Raw genomic sequence first — 15,103 nt, 5'->3', positions numbered from 1 at the left:
ATGGAAATGAAAAACGTACTTCTCAACCGTGTCCCGGCAGTCGCGATCGTTCTCGCGCTATCGATCCCGGCGGCACAGGCCCAGAAGAAATACGATCCCGGCGCATCCGACACCGAGATCAAGGTCGGCCAGACCGTCCCGCTCAGCGGGCCGGCCTCGGCCTATGCCGTCATCGGCAAGACCCAGGCCGCCTACATGAAGATGATCAACGACCAGGGCGGCGTCAACGGCCGCAAGGTCAATCTGATCCAGTATGACGATGCCTATTCGCCTCCGAAGACGGTTGAGCAGACCCGCAAGCTTGTCGAAAGCGACGAGGTGCTGCTGACCTTCCAGATCATTGGCACGGCGCCCAATGTCGCCGTGCAAAAATATCTCAACGCCAAGAAGGTCCCGCAGCTCTTCGCGGCAACGGGCGCGGCGCGTTTCACCGATCCGAAGAACTTCCCCTGGACCATGGGCTTCAATCCGTCCTACCTCGTCGAGGGCCGGATCTACGCGCAATATCTTCTGAAGAACCATCCGAACGCCAGGATCGGCGTGCTCTATCAGAACGACGATCTCGGCAAGGATTACCTCGCCGGCTTCAAGGCAGGTCTCGGTGACAAAGCGAAGATGATCGTCGCCGAGACGTCCTACGAGATCACCGAGCCGACCATCGACTCGCAGATCCTGCGGTTGAAGGATGCCGGTGCCGACGTGCTGTTCAGCGCCACCACGCCGAAACAGGCCGCGCAGGCGATCAAGAAGGTGGCCGAGATCGGCTGGAAGCCGCTGCACATCATCGACATCAACGCCTCCTCGGTCAGCGCGGTGCTGAAACCTGCCGGACTCGACAACGCCAAGGGCGTCGTCAGCGTCGGTTATGTCAAGGATTCAGCCGATCCCGAATGGAAGGACGATCCCGGCATGAAGCGATATCTCGCCTTCATGGCCAAGTACTACCCGGAGGGCGACAAGGATTCGAACCTGAACGTCTACGGCTATATCACCGCGCAGCTGCTGGTGCAGGTGCTGAAGCAATGCGGCGACGATCTCACGCGCGAGAACGTGATGCGCCAGGCCGCCAGCCTGAACAACATCGCACTCGACCTGACGCTGCCGGGCATCTCGGTGACGACGACGCCGACGGACTACCGCGTCAACAAGCAGTTCCAGATGGTGCAGTTCGACGGCCAGCGCTGGCAGAAACTCGGCGACATCGTCACGGACGACGCGAAGGAATGAAGCGCCCCTCATCCCGAGGGGCCCGCGCCTTGAAGAATGAAGGCTTCACCAATGGTCCTCGTGCTTCGAGGCGGCCGCTCCGCGGCCTCCTCCGCATGAGAGAGGAAGTGGCTGCTCGCCCTACCTCTTCATCCCACTCACATAGGCCGCGAGCTTGTCGAGTGTCTGGTAGCCGTATTCGACGGCACCGAAGTTGATCATGCCGTCGCGCTGCGCCGCGCTCGACGCCAGCTGCCGCATCATCAGAACCGTCTTGCCGTTGCTCTGCTCGGCGAAGGTGACGGTGAAACGGAACATTCCGGGATCCTCGTCCTGGTCGGTACCGTGATCCATCTCCATCAGCGACGGCCGTTCGATGCGGCGAAAGCGCATGCGGTTCGGGTAGACCGTGCCGTCCGGGCCGATCATGTTGAAGCGCCAGACGCCGCCGACCCGCACGTCGATCTCGAAGGTCTCGAGCTTGAAGCCCTTCGGGCCGAACCATTGCGGCAGATGCTTCGGGTCGGACCACGCTTCGAACACCAGATCGCGCGGCGCGTCGATCACGCGCGACATCACGATCTCACGGTCGAGCGACCATTGCGACAGAGCGGGATTGGCAGAATTCGTCATCGTCAGGAACCTTTCCGTCTGGTTGTCTTGTCGATCGTCTTGCTACTTGTCTTGGTCGGCCGTTTGGCAGCCGCCCGCTCTTTCTTCAGCTTCATCACATAGGTTTCGAAGCGATCGAGCCGCGCCTCCCAGATCGCACGCTGGTGCTGGAACCAGTCCTCCGCAGTGAGGAGCGCGTCAGGACTGAGGCGGCAGGTGCGCACGCGACCGGATTTCTCCGACAGGACGAGACCGCTCGTCTCCAGCACATGGATGTGCTTCATGAAGCTCGGCAGCGCCATCGCGAAGGGATCGGCGAGTTCGCCGACCGACGCCTCGCCGGCGCAGAGCCGCATCACGATCGCCCGCCGGGTGGGATCGGCAAGGGCCGCGAAAACCTGATCGAGCCGGGATAGTTGGTTAGCCATGGGGCTAACTATAGGGCTGCCATGATCTCGCGTCAACAATTGTTAGCCAATTAGCTAAGTTAAATTCGCCGACTGGTAGCCTGGATGAAGGGAAGCGAATCGGGGCCGCTAGCTCGGCTGCGGCACTTTCCGGATTGCGCTTCGCTCCATCCGGGCTACCGACCACTCGCGCGGAACCCACCACGCGCAATCGTGAATAGGGAGGCTCGGTCCTTCCCGCTACAAGGGACCGGGGGCGCATCGAATCTTGCGCCAGAGCCGTGTCGTCTGTTGTCACCTCATCGTATCTCACCCGACGGGCGCTCGCCCGGGCCGCGCTCGTTCCCCTTGCGCTTGCATGGCCGCGCGGGGCCGCCGCGGATTCCGACATGATCGCGCAGATGCGCGACATCGTTGCGAACGAACTGACGCCGACCGCGACGCCGGACCAGCCGGGCGGTCTCGCCGCTGCACTTTATGCCGGCAGCCATGTCGAGTACTTCAATTACGGCTTTGCCGACAGCGCCACGCGAAGGCCGGTCACGCCGGACACGCTGTTCAACCTCGGTTCCCTACGCAAGCCGTTTGAGGCGACGCTGGTTGCGCTCGGCACCCTCCGCGGCGAACTGCGGCTCGACGATCGTCTGGCGAAATATCAGCCGGAGCTCACCGGCGACTATGTTCGCCGCATCACTGTCGGCGAACTCGTCACGCACACCTCAGGCATGCTGCTGCCGACCGATCATCCGCCGTGGCCGAGCGACACGTTTTCCCGCGCGCAGCTCATCGACATGTTCAACAGCTGGAGACCGCAAGCCGGCGAAGCGCCCGGCAAGCAGCGCGTCTACAGCCACGCCGGCTACGTGCTGCTTCAACTCGTGCTCGAGCGCTGTTACGGCGCTCCGATCGCAACCCTGTTTGAACAACACATCCTCAAGCCGATCGGCATGAATGCGACCTCCGTGCCCGAACGCGGCGAGGACAGCCGTGCCGCCATGGACGACGCCTGGATGCAGCTCGCGGTCCAGGGCTACTCGGATCAGGGCATGGCAATCGGCCCCATCGGCAACCAGCAGAGTTATTTTGATTTCCCCGGCACCGGCCAGATGTTTTCTTCGCCGCGGGATCTCGCCGCATTCGTTGCGGCCTGCGTCGATGGGCGGTCGACCGAGCCTCACTTGCGCGAGGCCCTGCGGATGACGCAGCACGAGATTTTCCGCGTCGACGACAAGTTTGGGCAGGGAATGGCCTGGGAGACGGTGCGTCTGCCGGGCGTCACCGTCGTCGACAAGCCGGGTGGGCTCAACAACGCCTCTGGCTATATCGGCCTGGTGCCGGCGCAGCGGATCGGGATCGTCCTGCTCGCCAATCGGGGCGAATATCCGCACGAGATCGCGCGCTACAGGATCCTGCCAGCATTGGCGCATCTGGTGGCATCGCACTGAGTCCGCCTAGCGAAAAACGGAAAGCCCCGGCTAAGCCGGGGCTTTCCACGCCAGGTCGGAACGGGAATGCTCAGTACCTGGCAACGACGGGTCCGCCGAACTTATAGTTCACGCCGACGCGCACGATGTTCGATTTGAGATCGACCGAGTGGGTGAAGACGTTGGTCGGAAACGCGCCGCCAAGCAGATTGGTGCTGGTCACGGTGCTGCGTCCGAGGTCGACGTAGAGATATTCCGCCTTGAGCGACCAGCCGCCGCCGAAGGCATATTCGGTGCCGACACCTGCGGTCCAGCCGAGGCGTGTGTCGCGGAACGCGGCCGACTCCGTCGCCGCAGCGAACGTGTCCACGAAGTTGAAATTGCCCTTCACCTCGGCGATCGCCGCACCGCCGGTGGCGTAGAGCAGCCAGGTCGGAGCCGCGAGGAAGCCGATGCGGCCGCGGATGGTGGCGAGCCAGTCGGCCGAGACCGACGACGACACGGTGAAGCCGGTCGGTGCGCAGCACGGATAGAGCGCCGAACCCGTCGCACTGCCCTTGAAGCCGAAATAGTTGATATCGCCTTCCAGGCCGAGCACGGCGTTGTTGAGTTGCCAGTTATAGCCGGCGGTAAGACCGCCGGTGACGCTGGAGCTGTTGACACGCTGGGCGCCGACTGCAGCAATCGCGGTAACACTGGTGTCCGCGAAATAGCCGGCGGGATCGAACGCGGTCGAGGTGGCCGGATCGGCGCTGCCCCATTGCCCGCCGACATTGCCGCCGACGTAAAAGCCGGTCCAGTTGTAGGCCGTCGCCATCATTGGCGCCTTGGTGTAGTGCGCCGCGAGGTCGGCCGCCTGCACGGATGCGGAGCCCAAAACAACCGCGGCAACCGCCAGCAAAAACTTCTTCATTCCAGTCTCCTTGCCCCGCGCGATTGATCTCGCGTTTCGAATGCGCGTGCGGAAGTTGTCCGGCGCAGATTGGACATAGGCTGCCGGTCCCTCGCCGTCTTGGGCTCCGGCGAAGTTCATAGGGACTGTGACGTAGTGTGAGCCGTGCGGCACGCGAACGCGTGTCGGGTGTGACTGGAGGGCCACGCGTCATCCCTGCTCCGTGACGCGCGACGCACACCACTGTCGCATCGCGACAACCCGCGCGCGATTCGACGCTCCGCGTCTCAGACCGAACGCGTCAGTCCGCCGTCGACGCGGATGTTCTGTCCCGTGATATAGGCCGCGCCGTCGGACGCCAGGAACGAGATCGTCGCGGCGATCTCCTCGACCTTGCCGTAGCGCTGCATCGGCACGCTGTCGCGGCGTGCATCCAGCTGCGGCAGGCTGTCGATCCAGCCCGGCAGCACATTGTTCATCCGGATGTTGTCGGCGGCATGGGTGTCGGTGAAGATCTTCGTGAAGGCGGCGAGGCCAGCGCGGAACACCGCAGAGGTCGGAAACATCGCGCTCGGCTCGAACGCCCAGGCGGTCGAGATGTTGATGATGGCGCCGCCCTTCTGCGTCTGCATGATTGGCATCACCAGCCGGGTAGGACGGATCACGTTGAGCAGATAGGTGTCGAGGCCGGTGTGCCACTGCTCGTCGGTGATCTCCGTGATCGCCGCCCGGGGCCCATGGCCCGCGCTGTTGACGAGCACGTCGATGCGTCCCCATTTGGCCATCGCGCCATCGACAAGCCGCTTCAGATCGTCGTTCGATTTGTTGGAACCGGTGACCCCCAACCCGCCGAGCTCGGCTGCCAGCTCCTCGCCCTTGCCGGAAGAAGACAGGATGGCGACGCGAAAGCCGTCGGCTGCGAGCCGGCGCGCAGCCCCTGCCCCCATGCCGCTGCCGCCGGCGGTCACGAGTGCGACCTTCTCTGCTGCCATCTCTGCTGCCATGAGCGATCATCCTTGTGATATCGTGGAGGCGAGCCGTGGGCCCGGCCTATCATGAGGCCTTCTACCGCCGGACCGGCCGGAAGGTCCACCGTCGAAGGCGACTTGAAAGATGAGCGATTTGGAGATCCGCAATTTGCGCCCCGAGGAGATCGCCATCGCCGTCGACTGGGCCGCGGCCGAGGGCTGGAATCCGGGCCTCTCCGACGCCGCCTGTTTCGCGATCCCGGACGCGAAGGGCTTCTTCGTCGGCGAGATCGACGGCGAGCCGGTCGCGACCGTCTCCTGCGTCAACTACGACGATCGCTTCGCGTTTCTCGGCTTCTACATCGTGCGATCGGGTTTTCGCGACAGAGGCCACGGCCTGCGCATGTGGAACGCGGCGATCGCGCATGCGGGCGCTCGCGTGATCGGCCTCGACGGCGTCGTGGCACAGCAGGACAATTACAGAAAGTCCGGCTTCCAGCTTGCTCACGCCAATGTCCGCTATGGCGGCTTCGTCGCCGCGCCATCGAGGCCGCCCGCCGATGTCGTTGCGCTCGACACGATCCCGCTCGCGCTCGTTGAAGCCGACGATGCAACGGTTTTTCCGGCTCCGCGCAGTGCCTTCCTGCGTGCCTGGATCGGCACATCAGGACATGTCGGGCGCGCGCTGCTGCGCGACGGCAAGCTCGCTGCATGGGGCGTGATCCGGCCGTGCCGGATCGGCCGCAAGATCGGCCCGCTCGTCGCCGACGACCGCGCGGCGGCGGACGCGATCGTGCAGGCCTTGCTGGAAAGCGCAAACGGCGGCGAAATCTTCCTCGACGTTCCCGCCGTCAATCGCGAGGCGATTGCACTCGCGGAATCGCTCGGGCTGAAGCCGGTGTTTGAGACGGCGCGGATGTACACGGGGCCGGTCGCGCCGCTGCGGATCGACCGCGTCTTCGGCGTGACCAGTTTTGAGCTGGGCTAGCTGAGCCGAACTCGCTGCTCAGTAGCAGCGCATGATGTTGACGGTGTGCTCGCCGCCGCCGCGGCCGGGCACAGTGACCTGCTCCGTCGGACAGCTCGGCACGTAGGGCCGGTCTGACGGCACCACGTTGGGCGGGAAGCGATGCGTCCAGTCCCAGGGAACGTCGTACGTATAGGTGTAGCGCACGTCGCTGGAGACGGGTTGGGCGGTCTCGGCGAAAGGCTGGCCGTAGCCAGCATTGTCATAGTAGAACCCGCCGCCGCCCGGCCAGTAGACCCAGGGCGTGTTGCGGCCACGGAACCTGGCGCCCGGCGCAATCGGCGGACGCGCCGCCGGACCGGAAGGCGTGGCGGCATGCGCGACGGTGCCACCCGGCCTGGCAAAACCGACGCTGGGGGCAAGGAGCAGCGCGGCTGCGCTGAGCGAGGCGAGCAACGCCCCAAATGATCTCGACATCATGATACGCACCAACTCGTTTGGCTTCGCGAATAGCGGCTCCCCACCGCACGCTAGGCCGGGCTGTCGCCCACCCGCAAACGTATAATTAATTATTGGTTAAGGCACGGGATGAACAGGGAACAAGCTGCGGGAAGACGCCCGGGATTCCGGCTGATGTCGCTCGTGTTCCCGGGAAACGGACTTCATAACCAGTTGATCGGAGTTGATCGCTTCGGCCGACAACACCCGGAACGCTCCCGCACTGCGGTCGTTGGCTCCCGACACCAGCAAGGAGCATCTCCAATGCAGAACAAATCGAAACTCCTCTGCCTGATCACGGCTTCCCTCGTCGCGGGCACGACGGCCGCCTCGGCCCAGGGCTATGATTGGAACGGATCCCGCGCGGGTTGGGATCGCACCGCCCCCGCTTACCAACCGGTTCAGCCACGCGCGTACTATCCTGATGTGGCCGGACCTTACAGTGCGCTCAACGGCACCAACCATCCCGCGCCGAGCTCGACGCAGGGCGATGTCGGCCCGGAGGGCAACAACAACGGCACCCTGACCGGCGTCTATCGCAGCTGGTAACGCCCGCTCACGATGAGGCCCATCGTCCATCACGGACGATGGGCCTTCGTGCGTCAGCGGCCCTGCTGCTTGCGTAGCCAGTCCAGCATGTCCTGTGGATTTCCGGTGCCCTGCGTCACAATGGCGGTGTTGCCGCCGCTGCGACGATAGACCGTCGTGCGCCCAGGCTCCTTCTCGATCTTGACCTCAGCCTGCGCCGGATCGCCGCTCTGGGTGATGACGGACGTGCCGTTCTCGTCCTGAACCATCGTGGTGTGGCCGTCACCTGACTCGCCGGCTCCGGCCGGCCTCGCTGCCATTGCCATCATGATGCTCATTCCTGCTGCAAGTACGATGAACCTCATATTGCACCTCACCTTCTGATCACCGGCTGAACTGAAATATCGACAGCCAGTTGAAGCGCCCGAATTGTCGCACCGTTCCCGTGTTCATATCGCCGATCTGGAGCAGGAGGGCATTGGTGGAATTGCCGACCTGAGTGATATCGGCGATGTTGCTCACACCCGACTGACCGATCGCCAAATTGGTGGTGCCACCCACCTGGATCACATCGACATAATTTCGCGTGCCGTTCTGGATGATCGTCGCATCGACCGTTCCCGTGCCACCGATCTGGATGACACGCGCAATATTGATGCTGCTGTTCTCCTCGATCGTGACCGGCTGGACGTCGTTGCCGAATTGCACGATCGTTTCGATGCTCACGTTCCGGTTCGTCACGCCGCGCTGGACAGATCCGGCGGATGCCTCGGACGCGACGCTGACGGCGGCGAGCAATGCCGCCAATGCCAGGAGCAGTCTACCGCATATCATTGCCTTGCCCCCATTGCATTTCTGACGACGCTGAGGTCGCGCCCAACTCAATGGCTATTCTGGACAACAGTCGCCGAGTTGAACGCACCGAACTGGGACAGGAAACTGCTGGTCGACTGGCCGGCCTGGCCGACAAACGCGACATTGTTCACGCCCGCCTGCCCGACCGATGCCGACGTCGTCCCGCCGAATTGCAGGATTCCGGTCGCGTTGTTCGTGCCGTTTTGAGTGACGGTCGCGCTGGTGCTGCTGCCTATCATGAACACGCCGGCCATGTTGAGTTGACTGTTCTGGTTCAGCACGACCGGCGGGCCGCCGAGCGACACGATGGTCTTGATGTCGGCGGTCTGGGCACCGGCCGATCCGGCGCCTATGCAACACAAGGTGAGAAACGCGCCGCAGGCGGCGCCGGAAAAATGTCTCATGACATGCCTCGCGACTGAAAATGGATTTGCGATCAAGGAGTCTGCTGCAAAATCGTCGAGCCGTTCAGGATTCCGAGCTGTCCGACGGCCGCCGCGTTGTTCGCGCCGATCTGGCCGATCAGGCTCGAATTGGAGCCACCGGCCTGGCCGAGTAACGCGGTGTTGGACGCCGTCGCGGTGGTGCCGCCCTGCCCGATCACTGAGGTGTTGACGGTCAGGAGCGAGCCCGTCTGCAGGGTGGTCGCAGTATTGGTGGCGCCGAATTGCATCGTGGTGGCGCTGTTGTTGGTGCCGCCACTCTGCGAGATGAAGGAGTTGTTGGTGGTGCCGAATTGCAGCACGCTGGCCGAGTTGCCGGCCTGGGCATCGACAGCGGTCAGCAAGCCGAACGCGACGATCGTGGCAACGAGATATTTTTGATGCATGACATTTCCTCCGCGAAAGTCGGCGGACAAGCTCTCACCGAGTCGTCCCGCCCGAGGCGGTGCTTTCAAGGATGGCGCGGACGCGCCGCAGATGACGCGTCCGGCCAAACGGGGCTGGCTTAGTGCGCCGTCTGCGAGACGGTGCTGCTGTTGACGCCGAACACGCTGAGCTGTCCGACGGCGGCGGCGTTGTTCTGAAGCGCGGCAGGCCCGAACGAGTTCTGGGTAATCGCGCTGCCGTTGTTGCCGAACGCCACTTGGCCGGTCGTCGCCGAGTTCTGCACGCCAACCTGGTTGACCGTGCTGCCGTTGTTGAGCGAGGCCGCGCTGGTGCCCTGCATCGTGGTCGCGCTGTTGATGATGCCGAGCTGGCTGGTCGACGAGCTGTCGTTGGTGAGGCCCTGCTGCGAGACGCTGGAACCGTTCACGACGCCCACTTGCACCGTGGTCGCAGTGTTGGCGGCCTGCGCGGCGGAGGAGAGGGCGAGCACGGCAACGGAAGCAAAAAACAATTTGCGCATGGAATATCCTTTCTGGCTAAGATCTCTGACTGGGTTCGGATGCCGTCTTGGAGGAGGCCGACATCGCAGGACCGACTTTGAACCGATCGTGCTGCGTGCGACAGACTGCAGTTCATGCTAATCGGTACGGACTAGACGTTGCGCGGCGCCTTGGTGCCTGCGGCACTAGCTGTACGGTTGTCCCGTGCCGGTTCGTGTCGTCTCTTCTTCGCGTCCCATGCTGTCGACCAACCGCACCACCTCGATCGGCGAGCGAAGCTCCAGTTTTCGCATCATCCTGGTGCGATGGACCTTGGCCGTCACTTCGCTCACCCCGAGCCTCGCCGCGATCTGCTTGGCGACGAGACCTTCGGCCATCAACAGCATGATCTCCCGCTCCCTCGCCGTCAGCGTCTCGACGCGCTGGCGCGCTTCGCGCACGCTATCTTCGCGTTCGAGCCGCCTGCGGTCGCGCTCGATGCCGTGCCTGATCGCGTCGAGGATCTCCTGTTCGCGAAAGGGTTTTGGAAGAAACTCGACTGCGCCGCGCTTCATGGCCTCGACCGAGACGCGGACGTCGGAATGGCCGCTGATGAAGACGATCGGGATAAGCACGCCCGTCTCGGCGAGCCGGCGCTGAAGCTCGAGGCCGGTCGGCGCCGTGCCGGGAAAGCGGACGTCGAGCACAAGGCATGAAGGCCCGCCGGAAATAGTCTCCCCGAGAAACTCGTCGGTCGACGCAAACAATTTCACCTGATGCCCGGTCTCCTCGCAGAGACTTCCTATCGCGGTTCGAATCTGGATCTCGTCGTCAATGACATAAACTGTGGCTTGACCTGAACTCATGGAAACGGGCTCCCCGGATTGGGGCTCGATGAACAAGCAACGAGCCATCCATTCTTCTTGCAAGCGAGATCAAGGTGCTCGGATGAATTCGCGGGGATCGAGCGAGTCGCTCCGATCCGCCGCTTCGACGTCTTAGGCCCAACACCCGTTCAAGACGAGTGAAGGTGTTCACACATCGGGTTTCGTGATTGCGGGGATGCGCCCTCGCGACCTGCGGCATCATGGCGAGGCGCGATATCGGCAATGCTGCGATTGGGAATGCGACGACCGGAAACGCGACGATCTGGCGTGGGAACTTCGGTATCGCCGAGTGCGTCATGGCGTCGCCACCCACGTGCCGACTTGAACGCCGGGCGCTGGCCGCTTCGGCCAGAGCAGACGAGACGTTCAGTCAGCTTGTCGAGTTCGATACCGCGCGCGTCATATCGATACGCTCCGTATGCATTTCGGGCAAGTCGTGAAAAATAGCACCCGCGGACTTTACTTCTGGATCATCAAGCGCACCCGACCGTCGCCCCGGCAGCGGCGACACACTGACGATCGCCCGCGTTTTTCAAGATTTACAACCATAGCGGGTTTACAACCATAGCGCGATCTCTGCCTTTGCCGCCAACGATGCCATTTCAAGAGGCGGGTTTTTGATATGCGATTTGTGCCAGTTATTGCCTTGCTCGGAACTGCATGTGGCCTCGCCGCGGTCTACGCCGCGGGGCCGGCCGTCATCACCGACGCGGCCGGGGCCGCGGCGCAGAAGGCGGCCCTTGCCTACGCATCGAGCCAACGGCTGCTCAGACCCGTGGGGCTGGAAGCACGGAGCTTCGGATCGGACGCCCCCGTATTCCGCTTTGCCTCAATCCAGCGCGGCAGCATCGAGCAGACCATCACCGTCACCGGAGCCCTGCAGCCGGTCAAGACGATCGAGGTGGGTTCCCAGCTGTCCGGGCAGCTCGCCCGGGTCTATGTCGATTTCAACGACACGGTCAGCAAGGATCAGCCGCTCGCCCTGATCGATCCGCGCAGCTTTGCGGCCAAGGTCGACGAAGCCCGGGCCTCTCTGGCCGTTGCCAATTCTCTGGTCGACGTCGCACGGGCCAAGCTCGATCGCACCAGGATCGATCTGCAAAACGCAAGGGGTAGCCGGGACGTGCTCGCCGCCAAGCTCGAGAGTGCCCAGGCAGTCAAGAGCTCGGCGCAAAAGACCTTGCAGCGGAAGCAGGCACTCCAGTCGCAAAACGTGGTGGCCACGACGACGGTCGACGACGCGCAGACGGAGTTCACCGCGCGTCTGGCCCAGGAACGCGAGGCCGAGGTTCTGATGTCCCTCAACTCCTATGCAGTGGATGGGGCGCAGGCCGACGTCCGCCGGATCGAGGCGGAATTGCAGCAGGCACGCATGGCCGTGCCGGAAAAGGCGGCCGTTCTCGCTGCGGCCCAGGCCGATCTCGACCGCACCGTGATCCGCTCGCCGATCGATGGCGTCGTCGTCGGCAGGTTCGTCAACGAGGGCCAGACGCTCGCGGTCGGACTGGAATCGCGCACCACGTTCGTGGTCGCGCATCGACTGGAGGACATGGAAATCCACGCGCAGGTCGACGAAGCCGATATCGGACGCATCGCCCCCGACCAGCGCGCGCATTTCACGGTGGATGCCTACCCGGACCGTCGCTTCGAGGCGGTGGTGCGGCAGGTGCGCAAGGCACCGCAGAACCAGCAGCACGTCGTGACCTACACCGTCGTCCTGGCCACCTCCAATCTCGACGGCGCGTTGCTGCCCGGCATGACCGCCCTGGTAAAGATCGTGATCGAGCGGCAGGACGACGTGCTGAAAGTGCCGCTTGCTGCATTGCGCTTCCAGCCCTCGGGCACGCGGCCGGACGCCGCGGCGCGCAGCGCCGTGTGGGCGCGCACCGCCAGCGGCTCACTCCGGCGTATTCCGGTGACCGTCGGCGCGGCCGGCACCGAACAGGTCGCACTCAGGAGCGGAGACCTCGTCGAGGGCAGCCAGGTCGCCGTGGGTCAGGCCATCCGGCCGGCCGGCATGGAATTTCTCGGCATAAGGTTCGGATCATGACGGCCCTCCCGCCCCTCATCAGCCTGCAGTCGGTCTCCAGGACCTATCGCGCCGACGGAGTAGCGGTGACTGCGGTGCGCAATGTCAGCTTCGACATCGAACGAGGCGAGATCGTCGCGGTGATGGGACCCTCGGGCTCCGGAAAATCGACGCTGATGAACATGATCGGGCTGCTCGACCTGCCGAGCGAGGGCGCGCTCTATCTCGAGGGAGCCGACGTCGCCGATCTCTCGGAAGACCACCGGTCGTCCCTGCGCGCCCGCAGCATCGGCTTCGTATTCCAGTCCTACAATCTGCTCGCTCGCCACAATGCGATTGAGAACGTCGCGCTGCCGCTGGTCTATTGCGGCATCAGCCGCAAGGAACGCCTGGCCCGCGCCGAGCAGAGCCTGGAGGCCGTCGGCATGGTGCACCGGGCCCACCACTTCCCGCGACAGCTCTCGGGCGGTGAGCAGCAGCGCGTCGCGATCGCGCGCGCCCTGATCGCCTCCCCGCTGATCGTGCTCGCCGACGAGCCGACCGGCGCGCTCGACAGCCGTACCGGCGCCGAGATACTGGCCCTGTTCGCCGCGCTGAACCGGTCCGGCCAGACCATCGTGATGATCACGCATGACCCCGGCATCGCGACCCAGTGCCGGCGCACGATCCGCCTGCACGACGGCGAGCTCGTCGCTGACGAAACGCTGGTCCCGATCCTGCCGAAACGGAACGCTGCGCCATGACCATGCTCCAGGGCTTTCAAATCGCTTTGCACGCGTTGCGCCTCAATCCGTTGCGCAGCATCCTCACCATGCTCGGCATCGTGATCGGCGTCGCCTCGATCGTGACGGTGTTTGCGATCGGGTCCGGCGCGCAGCTTCGCCTGCAGGAGCAGATCCGCTCGATCGGCGCCAACGTGCTGATGATCAACCCCGGTGCGGTCTACCAGGGCGGCGTGCGCCTCAAGGATGGCAGCAAGCTGACCATGACCGAGAGCGACGTGCAGGCGATCCTCGAGCAGATCCCCGAGATCCAGGCAGCGGCCGGCTCGATTGCAGGAACGGCCCAGGTCATTCACGAGAGCAAGAACTGGAACACGACGATCAACGGGACGACGACCGGGCACTTCATGGTGCGCGACTGGCAGCTTGCGACCGGGCGCTATTTTTCCGGCAGCGAGGAGGCAGGCGCCGGCAAGGTCGTGATCCTCGGCAGCACGGTGGCGCATGAGCTGTTCGCGCCCGGCGAAGACCCGATCGGCGCACAGATCAGGATCATGAAGGTGCCGCTCGAAGTGGTCGGCGTTCTCGATCGCAAGGGACCGGCGCAGGACGACGTCGCCTTCGTGCCGCTCACCACGGCCAAGCTGCGCTTCCTCGGCAGCGCAAGCAACATCAACCGGGATTCGGTCGCCTATATCATCGCCAAGGTGGCCGCGGACGGACAGATGGCGGGGGCGCGAACGGAGATCGAAAACCTGCTGCGGCAGCGCCACCGCATTCCCGCTGGCCAGGAGGACGACTTCAAGGTCCAGGATCCGGCCGCCGCCATGGAAGCGCAGCAGGGAGCGATCCGCACCGTCGCGCTCCTGCTCGTCGCCATCGCCTCGGTCTCGCTGCTCGTTGGCGGCATCAGCATCATGAACGTCATGATCGTTTCGGTCACCGAGCGCACGCGCGAGATCGGAATCCGCCGCGCGCTTGGCGGGCGGATGCGGGACATCCGTCTTCAGTTTCTCTGCGAGGCCCTCGTGCTCTGCCTGCTCGGCGGCGCGATCGGCGTCGGTGCCGGCGTCACGCTCTCGATGACGGTCGCTCGCATGGCAGGATGGATCACCTCGATCGACGGTCAGGCGATCGGCCTTGCCCTCGCCTTCTCGATCGCGACCGGCCTGATCTTCGGCTTTTATCCCGCCCACAAGGCATCCAAGCTCAGCCCGATCGAGGCACTCAAGACGGAGTGAGAATATGCTGGAGTGTTCGCATCGACCAATGGCCACGGAGGAGCAGTTATGAGTCCGGATCCGAAATATTCGATCACACCAACGCCACGCGAGCGGGACCTGATGACGCTGATCGCCCGCGGAATGCAGAACAAGAACATCGCGTACGAGCTCAAGATCTCGGAGAACACGGTGCGGGCGCATATCGGCAACATCATGCGCAAATACCGCCTTCAGAACCGGACCCAGATCGCGATCATCTTTGCCCTGCAGGCGGCGCCGCCATCGCTTCGCCGCAACCTGGCCAATGGCGGCCGCAATTCCACGACGGCCGCGCCGGCCAAGGCGGTCGCTCAGAATACGCCGGTGCCGACGGCACCGGATTGACCGCTCGGCCACAATCCCTTGCGTCATTTCTGGCGAAACACCCAAGTCCGGGGTCAACGCAACGGCGACAAAATATTTCTCTTTATTAGAATTCTGATTTTTGTTAGGAATTTCTCAACCCGGCCCAAGGAAGAGGGGCGTATCGCGATCGTCACGAACGCGGGCCGGACGGCGGTGGACGTTAGTCACATC

19 protein-coding genes are annotated in these 15,103 nt (G+C 63.8%); 8 read left to right on the top strand and 11 right to left on the bottom strand.

Annotated elements, in window-relative coordinates:
- Positions 1–6 precede the first annotated feature (6 nt).
- Positions 7–1,227: an ABC transporter substrate-binding protein gene (locus AC0L3B_RS27970; RefSeq protein WP_204511431.1), complete on the top strand. Its 1,221-nt coding sequence runs from the start codon at positions 7–9 to the stop codon at positions 1,225–1,227.
- Positions 1,228–1,347: 120 nt separating this feature from the next.
- Here the strand turns inward: AC0L3B_RS27970 and AC0L3B_RS27965 are convergent, their stop codons facing one another.
- On the bottom strand, positions 1,348–1,839 hold the full coding sequence (locus AC0L3B_RS27965) for an SRPBCC family protein (protein WP_018455251.1): 492 nt from the start codon (positions 1,837–1,839) through the stop codon (positions 1,348–1,350).
- 2 nt (positions 1,840–1,841) lie between these two features.
- Positions 1,842–2,246, bottom strand: coding sequence for an ArsR/SmtB family transcription factor (locus tag AC0L3B_RS27960; protein ID WP_247452470.1), 405 nt, complete (start codon positions 2,244–2,246; stop codon positions 1,842–1,844).
- Positions 2,247–2,614: 368 nt separating this feature from the next.
- Between AC0L3B_RS27960 and AC0L3B_RS27955 the strand changes: the two genes are divergently transcribed.
- A complete protein-coding gene (locus tag AC0L3B_RS27955; protein ID WP_473381436.1) occupies positions 2,615–3,670 on the top strand; it encodes a serine hydrolase in 1,056 nt (351 codons plus the stop codon).
- Positions 3,671–3,740: 70 nt separating this feature from the next.
- Here AC0L3B_RS27955 and AC0L3B_RS27950 read toward each other — a convergent pair whose 3' ends face one another.
- A complete protein-coding gene (locus AC0L3B_RS27950) occupies positions 3,741–4,562 on the bottom strand; it encodes an outer membrane protein (protein WP_473381435.1) in 822 nt (273 codons plus the stop codon).
- 266 nt (positions 4,563–4,828) lie between these two features.
- Positions 4,829–5,533, bottom strand: a complete 705-nt coding sequence (locus AC0L3B_RS27945; protein ID WP_473351625.1) for an SDR family oxidoreductase — start codon at positions 5,531–5,533, stop codon at positions 4,829–4,831.
- A gap of 121 nt (positions 5,534–5,654) precedes the next feature.
- Here AC0L3B_RS27945 and AC0L3B_RS27940 point away from each other — a divergent pair, with 121 nt between their 5' ends.
- Positions 5,655–6,497: a GNAT family N-acetyltransferase gene (locus tag AC0L3B_RS27940; RefSeq protein ID WP_473381434.1), complete on the top strand. Its 843-nt coding sequence runs from the start codon at positions 5,655–5,657 to the stop codon at positions 6,495–6,497.
- A gap of 18 nt (positions 6,498–6,515) precedes the next feature.
- Here AC0L3B_RS27940 and AC0L3B_RS27935 read toward each other — a convergent pair whose 3' ends face one another.
- Entirely contained in the window at positions 6,516–6,956 is a 441-nt protein-coding gene (locus tag AC0L3B_RS27935; RefSeq protein ID WP_026232911.1) for a hypothetical protein, read from the bottom strand.
- 282 nt (positions 6,957–7,238) lie between these two features.
- Here AC0L3B_RS27935 and AC0L3B_RS27930 point away from each other — a divergent pair, with 282 nt between their 5' ends.
- Complete coding sequence (locus tag AC0L3B_RS27930; RefSeq protein ID WP_018455258.1) at positions 7,239–7,523, top strand: hypothetical protein; 285 nt, start codon at positions 7,239–7,241, stop codon at positions 7,521–7,523.
- A 53-nt stretch (positions 7,524–7,576) separates the two neighbouring features.
- Here AC0L3B_RS27930 and AC0L3B_RS27925 read toward each other — a convergent pair whose 3' ends face one another.
- The 6 genes from AC0L3B_RS27925 to AC0L3B_RS27900 all read right to left on the bottom strand — a co-directional run bounded on the left by AC0L3B_RS27925 (position 7,577) and on the right by AC0L3B_RS27900 (position 10,532).
- Entirely contained in the window at positions 7,577–7,867 is a 291-nt protein-coding gene (locus tag AC0L3B_RS27925; protein WP_204511437.1) for a hypothetical protein, read from the bottom strand.
- Positions 7,868–7,886: 19 nt separating this feature from the next.
- A complete protein-coding gene (locus AC0L3B_RS27920) occupies positions 7,887–8,300 on the bottom strand; it encodes a curlin (RefSeq protein ID WP_274535547.1) in 414 nt (137 codons plus the stop codon).
- Between the two features lie 83 nt (positions 8,301–8,383).
- Complete coding sequence (locus AC0L3B_RS27915) at positions 8,384–8,761, bottom strand: curlin (protein ID WP_247336127.1); 378 nt, start codon at positions 8,759–8,761, stop codon at positions 8,384–8,386.
- A gap of 32 nt (positions 8,762–8,793) precedes the next feature.
- A complete protein-coding gene (locus AC0L3B_RS27910) occupies positions 8,794–9,186 on the bottom strand; it encodes a curlin (protein ID WP_204511438.1) in 393 nt (130 codons plus the stop codon).
- Positions 9,187–9,305: 119 nt separating this feature from the next.
- Positions 9,306–9,707, bottom strand: a complete 402-nt coding sequence (locus AC0L3B_RS27905; RefSeq protein ID WP_018455265.1) for a hypothetical protein — start codon at positions 9,705–9,707, stop codon at positions 9,306–9,308.
- A gap of 165 nt (positions 9,708–9,872) precedes the next feature.
- Positions 9,873–10,532 (bottom strand): response regulator transcription factor, encoded by a 660-nt coding sequence (locus AC0L3B_RS27900; protein ID WP_018455266.1) that lies wholly within the window; start codon positions 10,530–10,532, stop codon positions 9,873–9,875.
- Between the two features lie 643 nt (positions 10,533–11,175).
- Between AC0L3B_RS27900 and AC0L3B_RS27895 the strand changes: the two genes are divergently transcribed.
- Genes AC0L3B_RS27895 through AC0L3B_RS27880 form a run of 4 tightly spaced genes read left to right on the top strand, consistent with a single transcriptional unit; the run spans position 11,176 to position 14,911 of the window.
- Positions 11,176–12,603, top strand: a complete 1,428-nt coding sequence (locus tag AC0L3B_RS27895) for an efflux RND transporter periplasmic adaptor subunit (protein ID WP_085351325.1) — start codon at positions 11,176–11,178, stop codon at positions 12,601–12,603.
- Entirely contained in the window at positions 12,600–13,325 is a 726-nt protein-coding gene (locus AC0L3B_RS27890; protein WP_204511439.1) for an ABC transporter ATP-binding protein, read from the top strand. Before AC0L3B_RS27895 ends, AC0L3B_RS27890 begins: the two co-directional genes overlap by 4 nt.
- On the top strand, positions 13,322–14,545 hold the full coding sequence (locus AC0L3B_RS27885) for an ABC transporter permease (protein WP_106944263.1): 1,224 nt from the start codon (positions 13,322–13,324) through the stop codon (positions 14,543–14,545). Before AC0L3B_RS27890 ends, AC0L3B_RS27885 begins: the two co-directional genes overlap by 4 nt.
- Positions 14,546–14,593: 48 nt before the next feature.
- Entirely contained in the window at positions 14,594–14,911 is a 318-nt protein-coding gene (locus AC0L3B_RS27880) for a response regulator transcription factor (protein WP_204511440.1), read from the top strand.
- Positions 14,912–15,103 lie beyond the last annotated feature (192 nt).

It is taken from the genome of Bradyrhizobium sp. Kon56 (assembly GCF_055807635.1).
The sequence above is the reverse complement of the archived record's forward strand: the minus strand, read 5'-3'. Positions and strand labels throughout refer to the sequence as shown.

Excerpts from the sequence above, each read along its gene's own strand:
- AC0L3B_RS27970 (WP_204511431.1), top strand. The coding sequence starts at position 7 with ATGAAAAACGTACTTCTCAACCGTGTCCCGGCAGTCGCGATCGTTCTC.
- AC0L3B_RS27965 (WP_018455251.1), bottom strand. The coding sequence starts at position 1,839 with ATGACGAATTCTGCCAATCCCGCTCTGTCGCAATGGTCGCTCGACCGT.
- AC0L3B_RS27960 (WP_247452470.1), bottom strand. The coding sequence starts at position 2,246 with ATGGCTAACCAACTATCCCGGCTCGATCAGGTTTTCGCGGCCCTTGCC.
- AC0L3B_RS27955 (WP_473381436.1), top strand. The coding sequence starts at position 2,615 with ATGATCGCGCAGATGCGCGACATCGTTGCGAACGAACTGACGCCGACC.
- AC0L3B_RS27950 (WP_473381435.1), bottom strand. The coding sequence starts at position 4,562 with ATGAAGAAGTTTTTGCTGGCGGTTGCCGCGGTTGTTTTGGGCTCCGCA.
- AC0L3B_RS27945 (WP_473351625.1), bottom strand. The coding sequence starts at position 5,533 with ATGGCAGCAGAGAAGGTCGCACTCGTGACCGCCGGCGGCAGCGGCATG.
- AC0L3B_RS27940 (WP_473381434.1), top strand. The coding sequence starts at position 5,655 with ATGAGCGATTTGGAGATCCGCAATTTGCGCCCCGAGGAGATCGCCATC.
- AC0L3B_RS27935 (WP_026232911.1), bottom strand. The coding sequence starts at position 6,956 with ATGATGTCGAGATCATTTGGGGCGTTGCTCGCCTCGCTCAGCGCAGCC.
- AC0L3B_RS27930 (WP_018455258.1), top strand. The coding sequence starts at position 7,239 with ATGCAGAACAAATCGAAACTCCTCTGCCTGATCACGGCTTCCCTCGTC.
- AC0L3B_RS27925 (WP_204511437.1), bottom strand. The coding sequence starts at position 7,867 with ATGAGGTTCATCGTACTTGCAGCAGGAATGAGCATCATGATGGCAATG.
- AC0L3B_RS27915 (WP_247336127.1), bottom strand. The coding sequence starts at position 8,761 with ATGAGACATTTTTCCGGCGCCGCCTGCGGCGCGTTTCTCACCTTGTGT.
- AC0L3B_RS27910 (WP_204511438.1), bottom strand. The coding sequence starts at position 9,186 with ATGCATCAAAAATATCTCGTTGCCACGATCGTCGCGTTCGGCTTGCTG.
- AC0L3B_RS27905 (WP_018455265.1), bottom strand. The coding sequence starts at position 9,707 with ATGCGCAAATTGTTTTTTGCTTCCGTTGCCGTGCTCGCCCTCTCCTCC.
- AC0L3B_RS27900 (WP_018455266.1), bottom strand. The coding sequence starts at position 10,532 with ATGAGTTCAGGTCAAGCCACAGTTTATGTCATTGACGACGAGATCCAG.
- AC0L3B_RS27895 (WP_085351325.1), top strand. The coding sequence starts at position 11,176 with ATGCGATTTGTGCCAGTTATTGCCTTGCTCGGAACTGCATGTGGCCTC.
- AC0L3B_RS27890 (WP_204511439.1), top strand. The coding sequence starts at position 12,600 with ATGACGGCCCTCCCGCCCCTCATCAGCCTGCAGTCGGTCTCCAGGACC.
- AC0L3B_RS27885 (WP_106944263.1), top strand. The coding sequence starts at position 13,322 with ATGACCATGCTCCAGGGCTTTCAAATCGCTTTGCACGCGTTGCGCCTC.
- AC0L3B_RS27880 (WP_204511440.1), top strand. The coding sequence starts at position 14,594 with ATGAGTCCGGATCCGAAATATTCGATCACACCAACGCCACGCGAGCGG.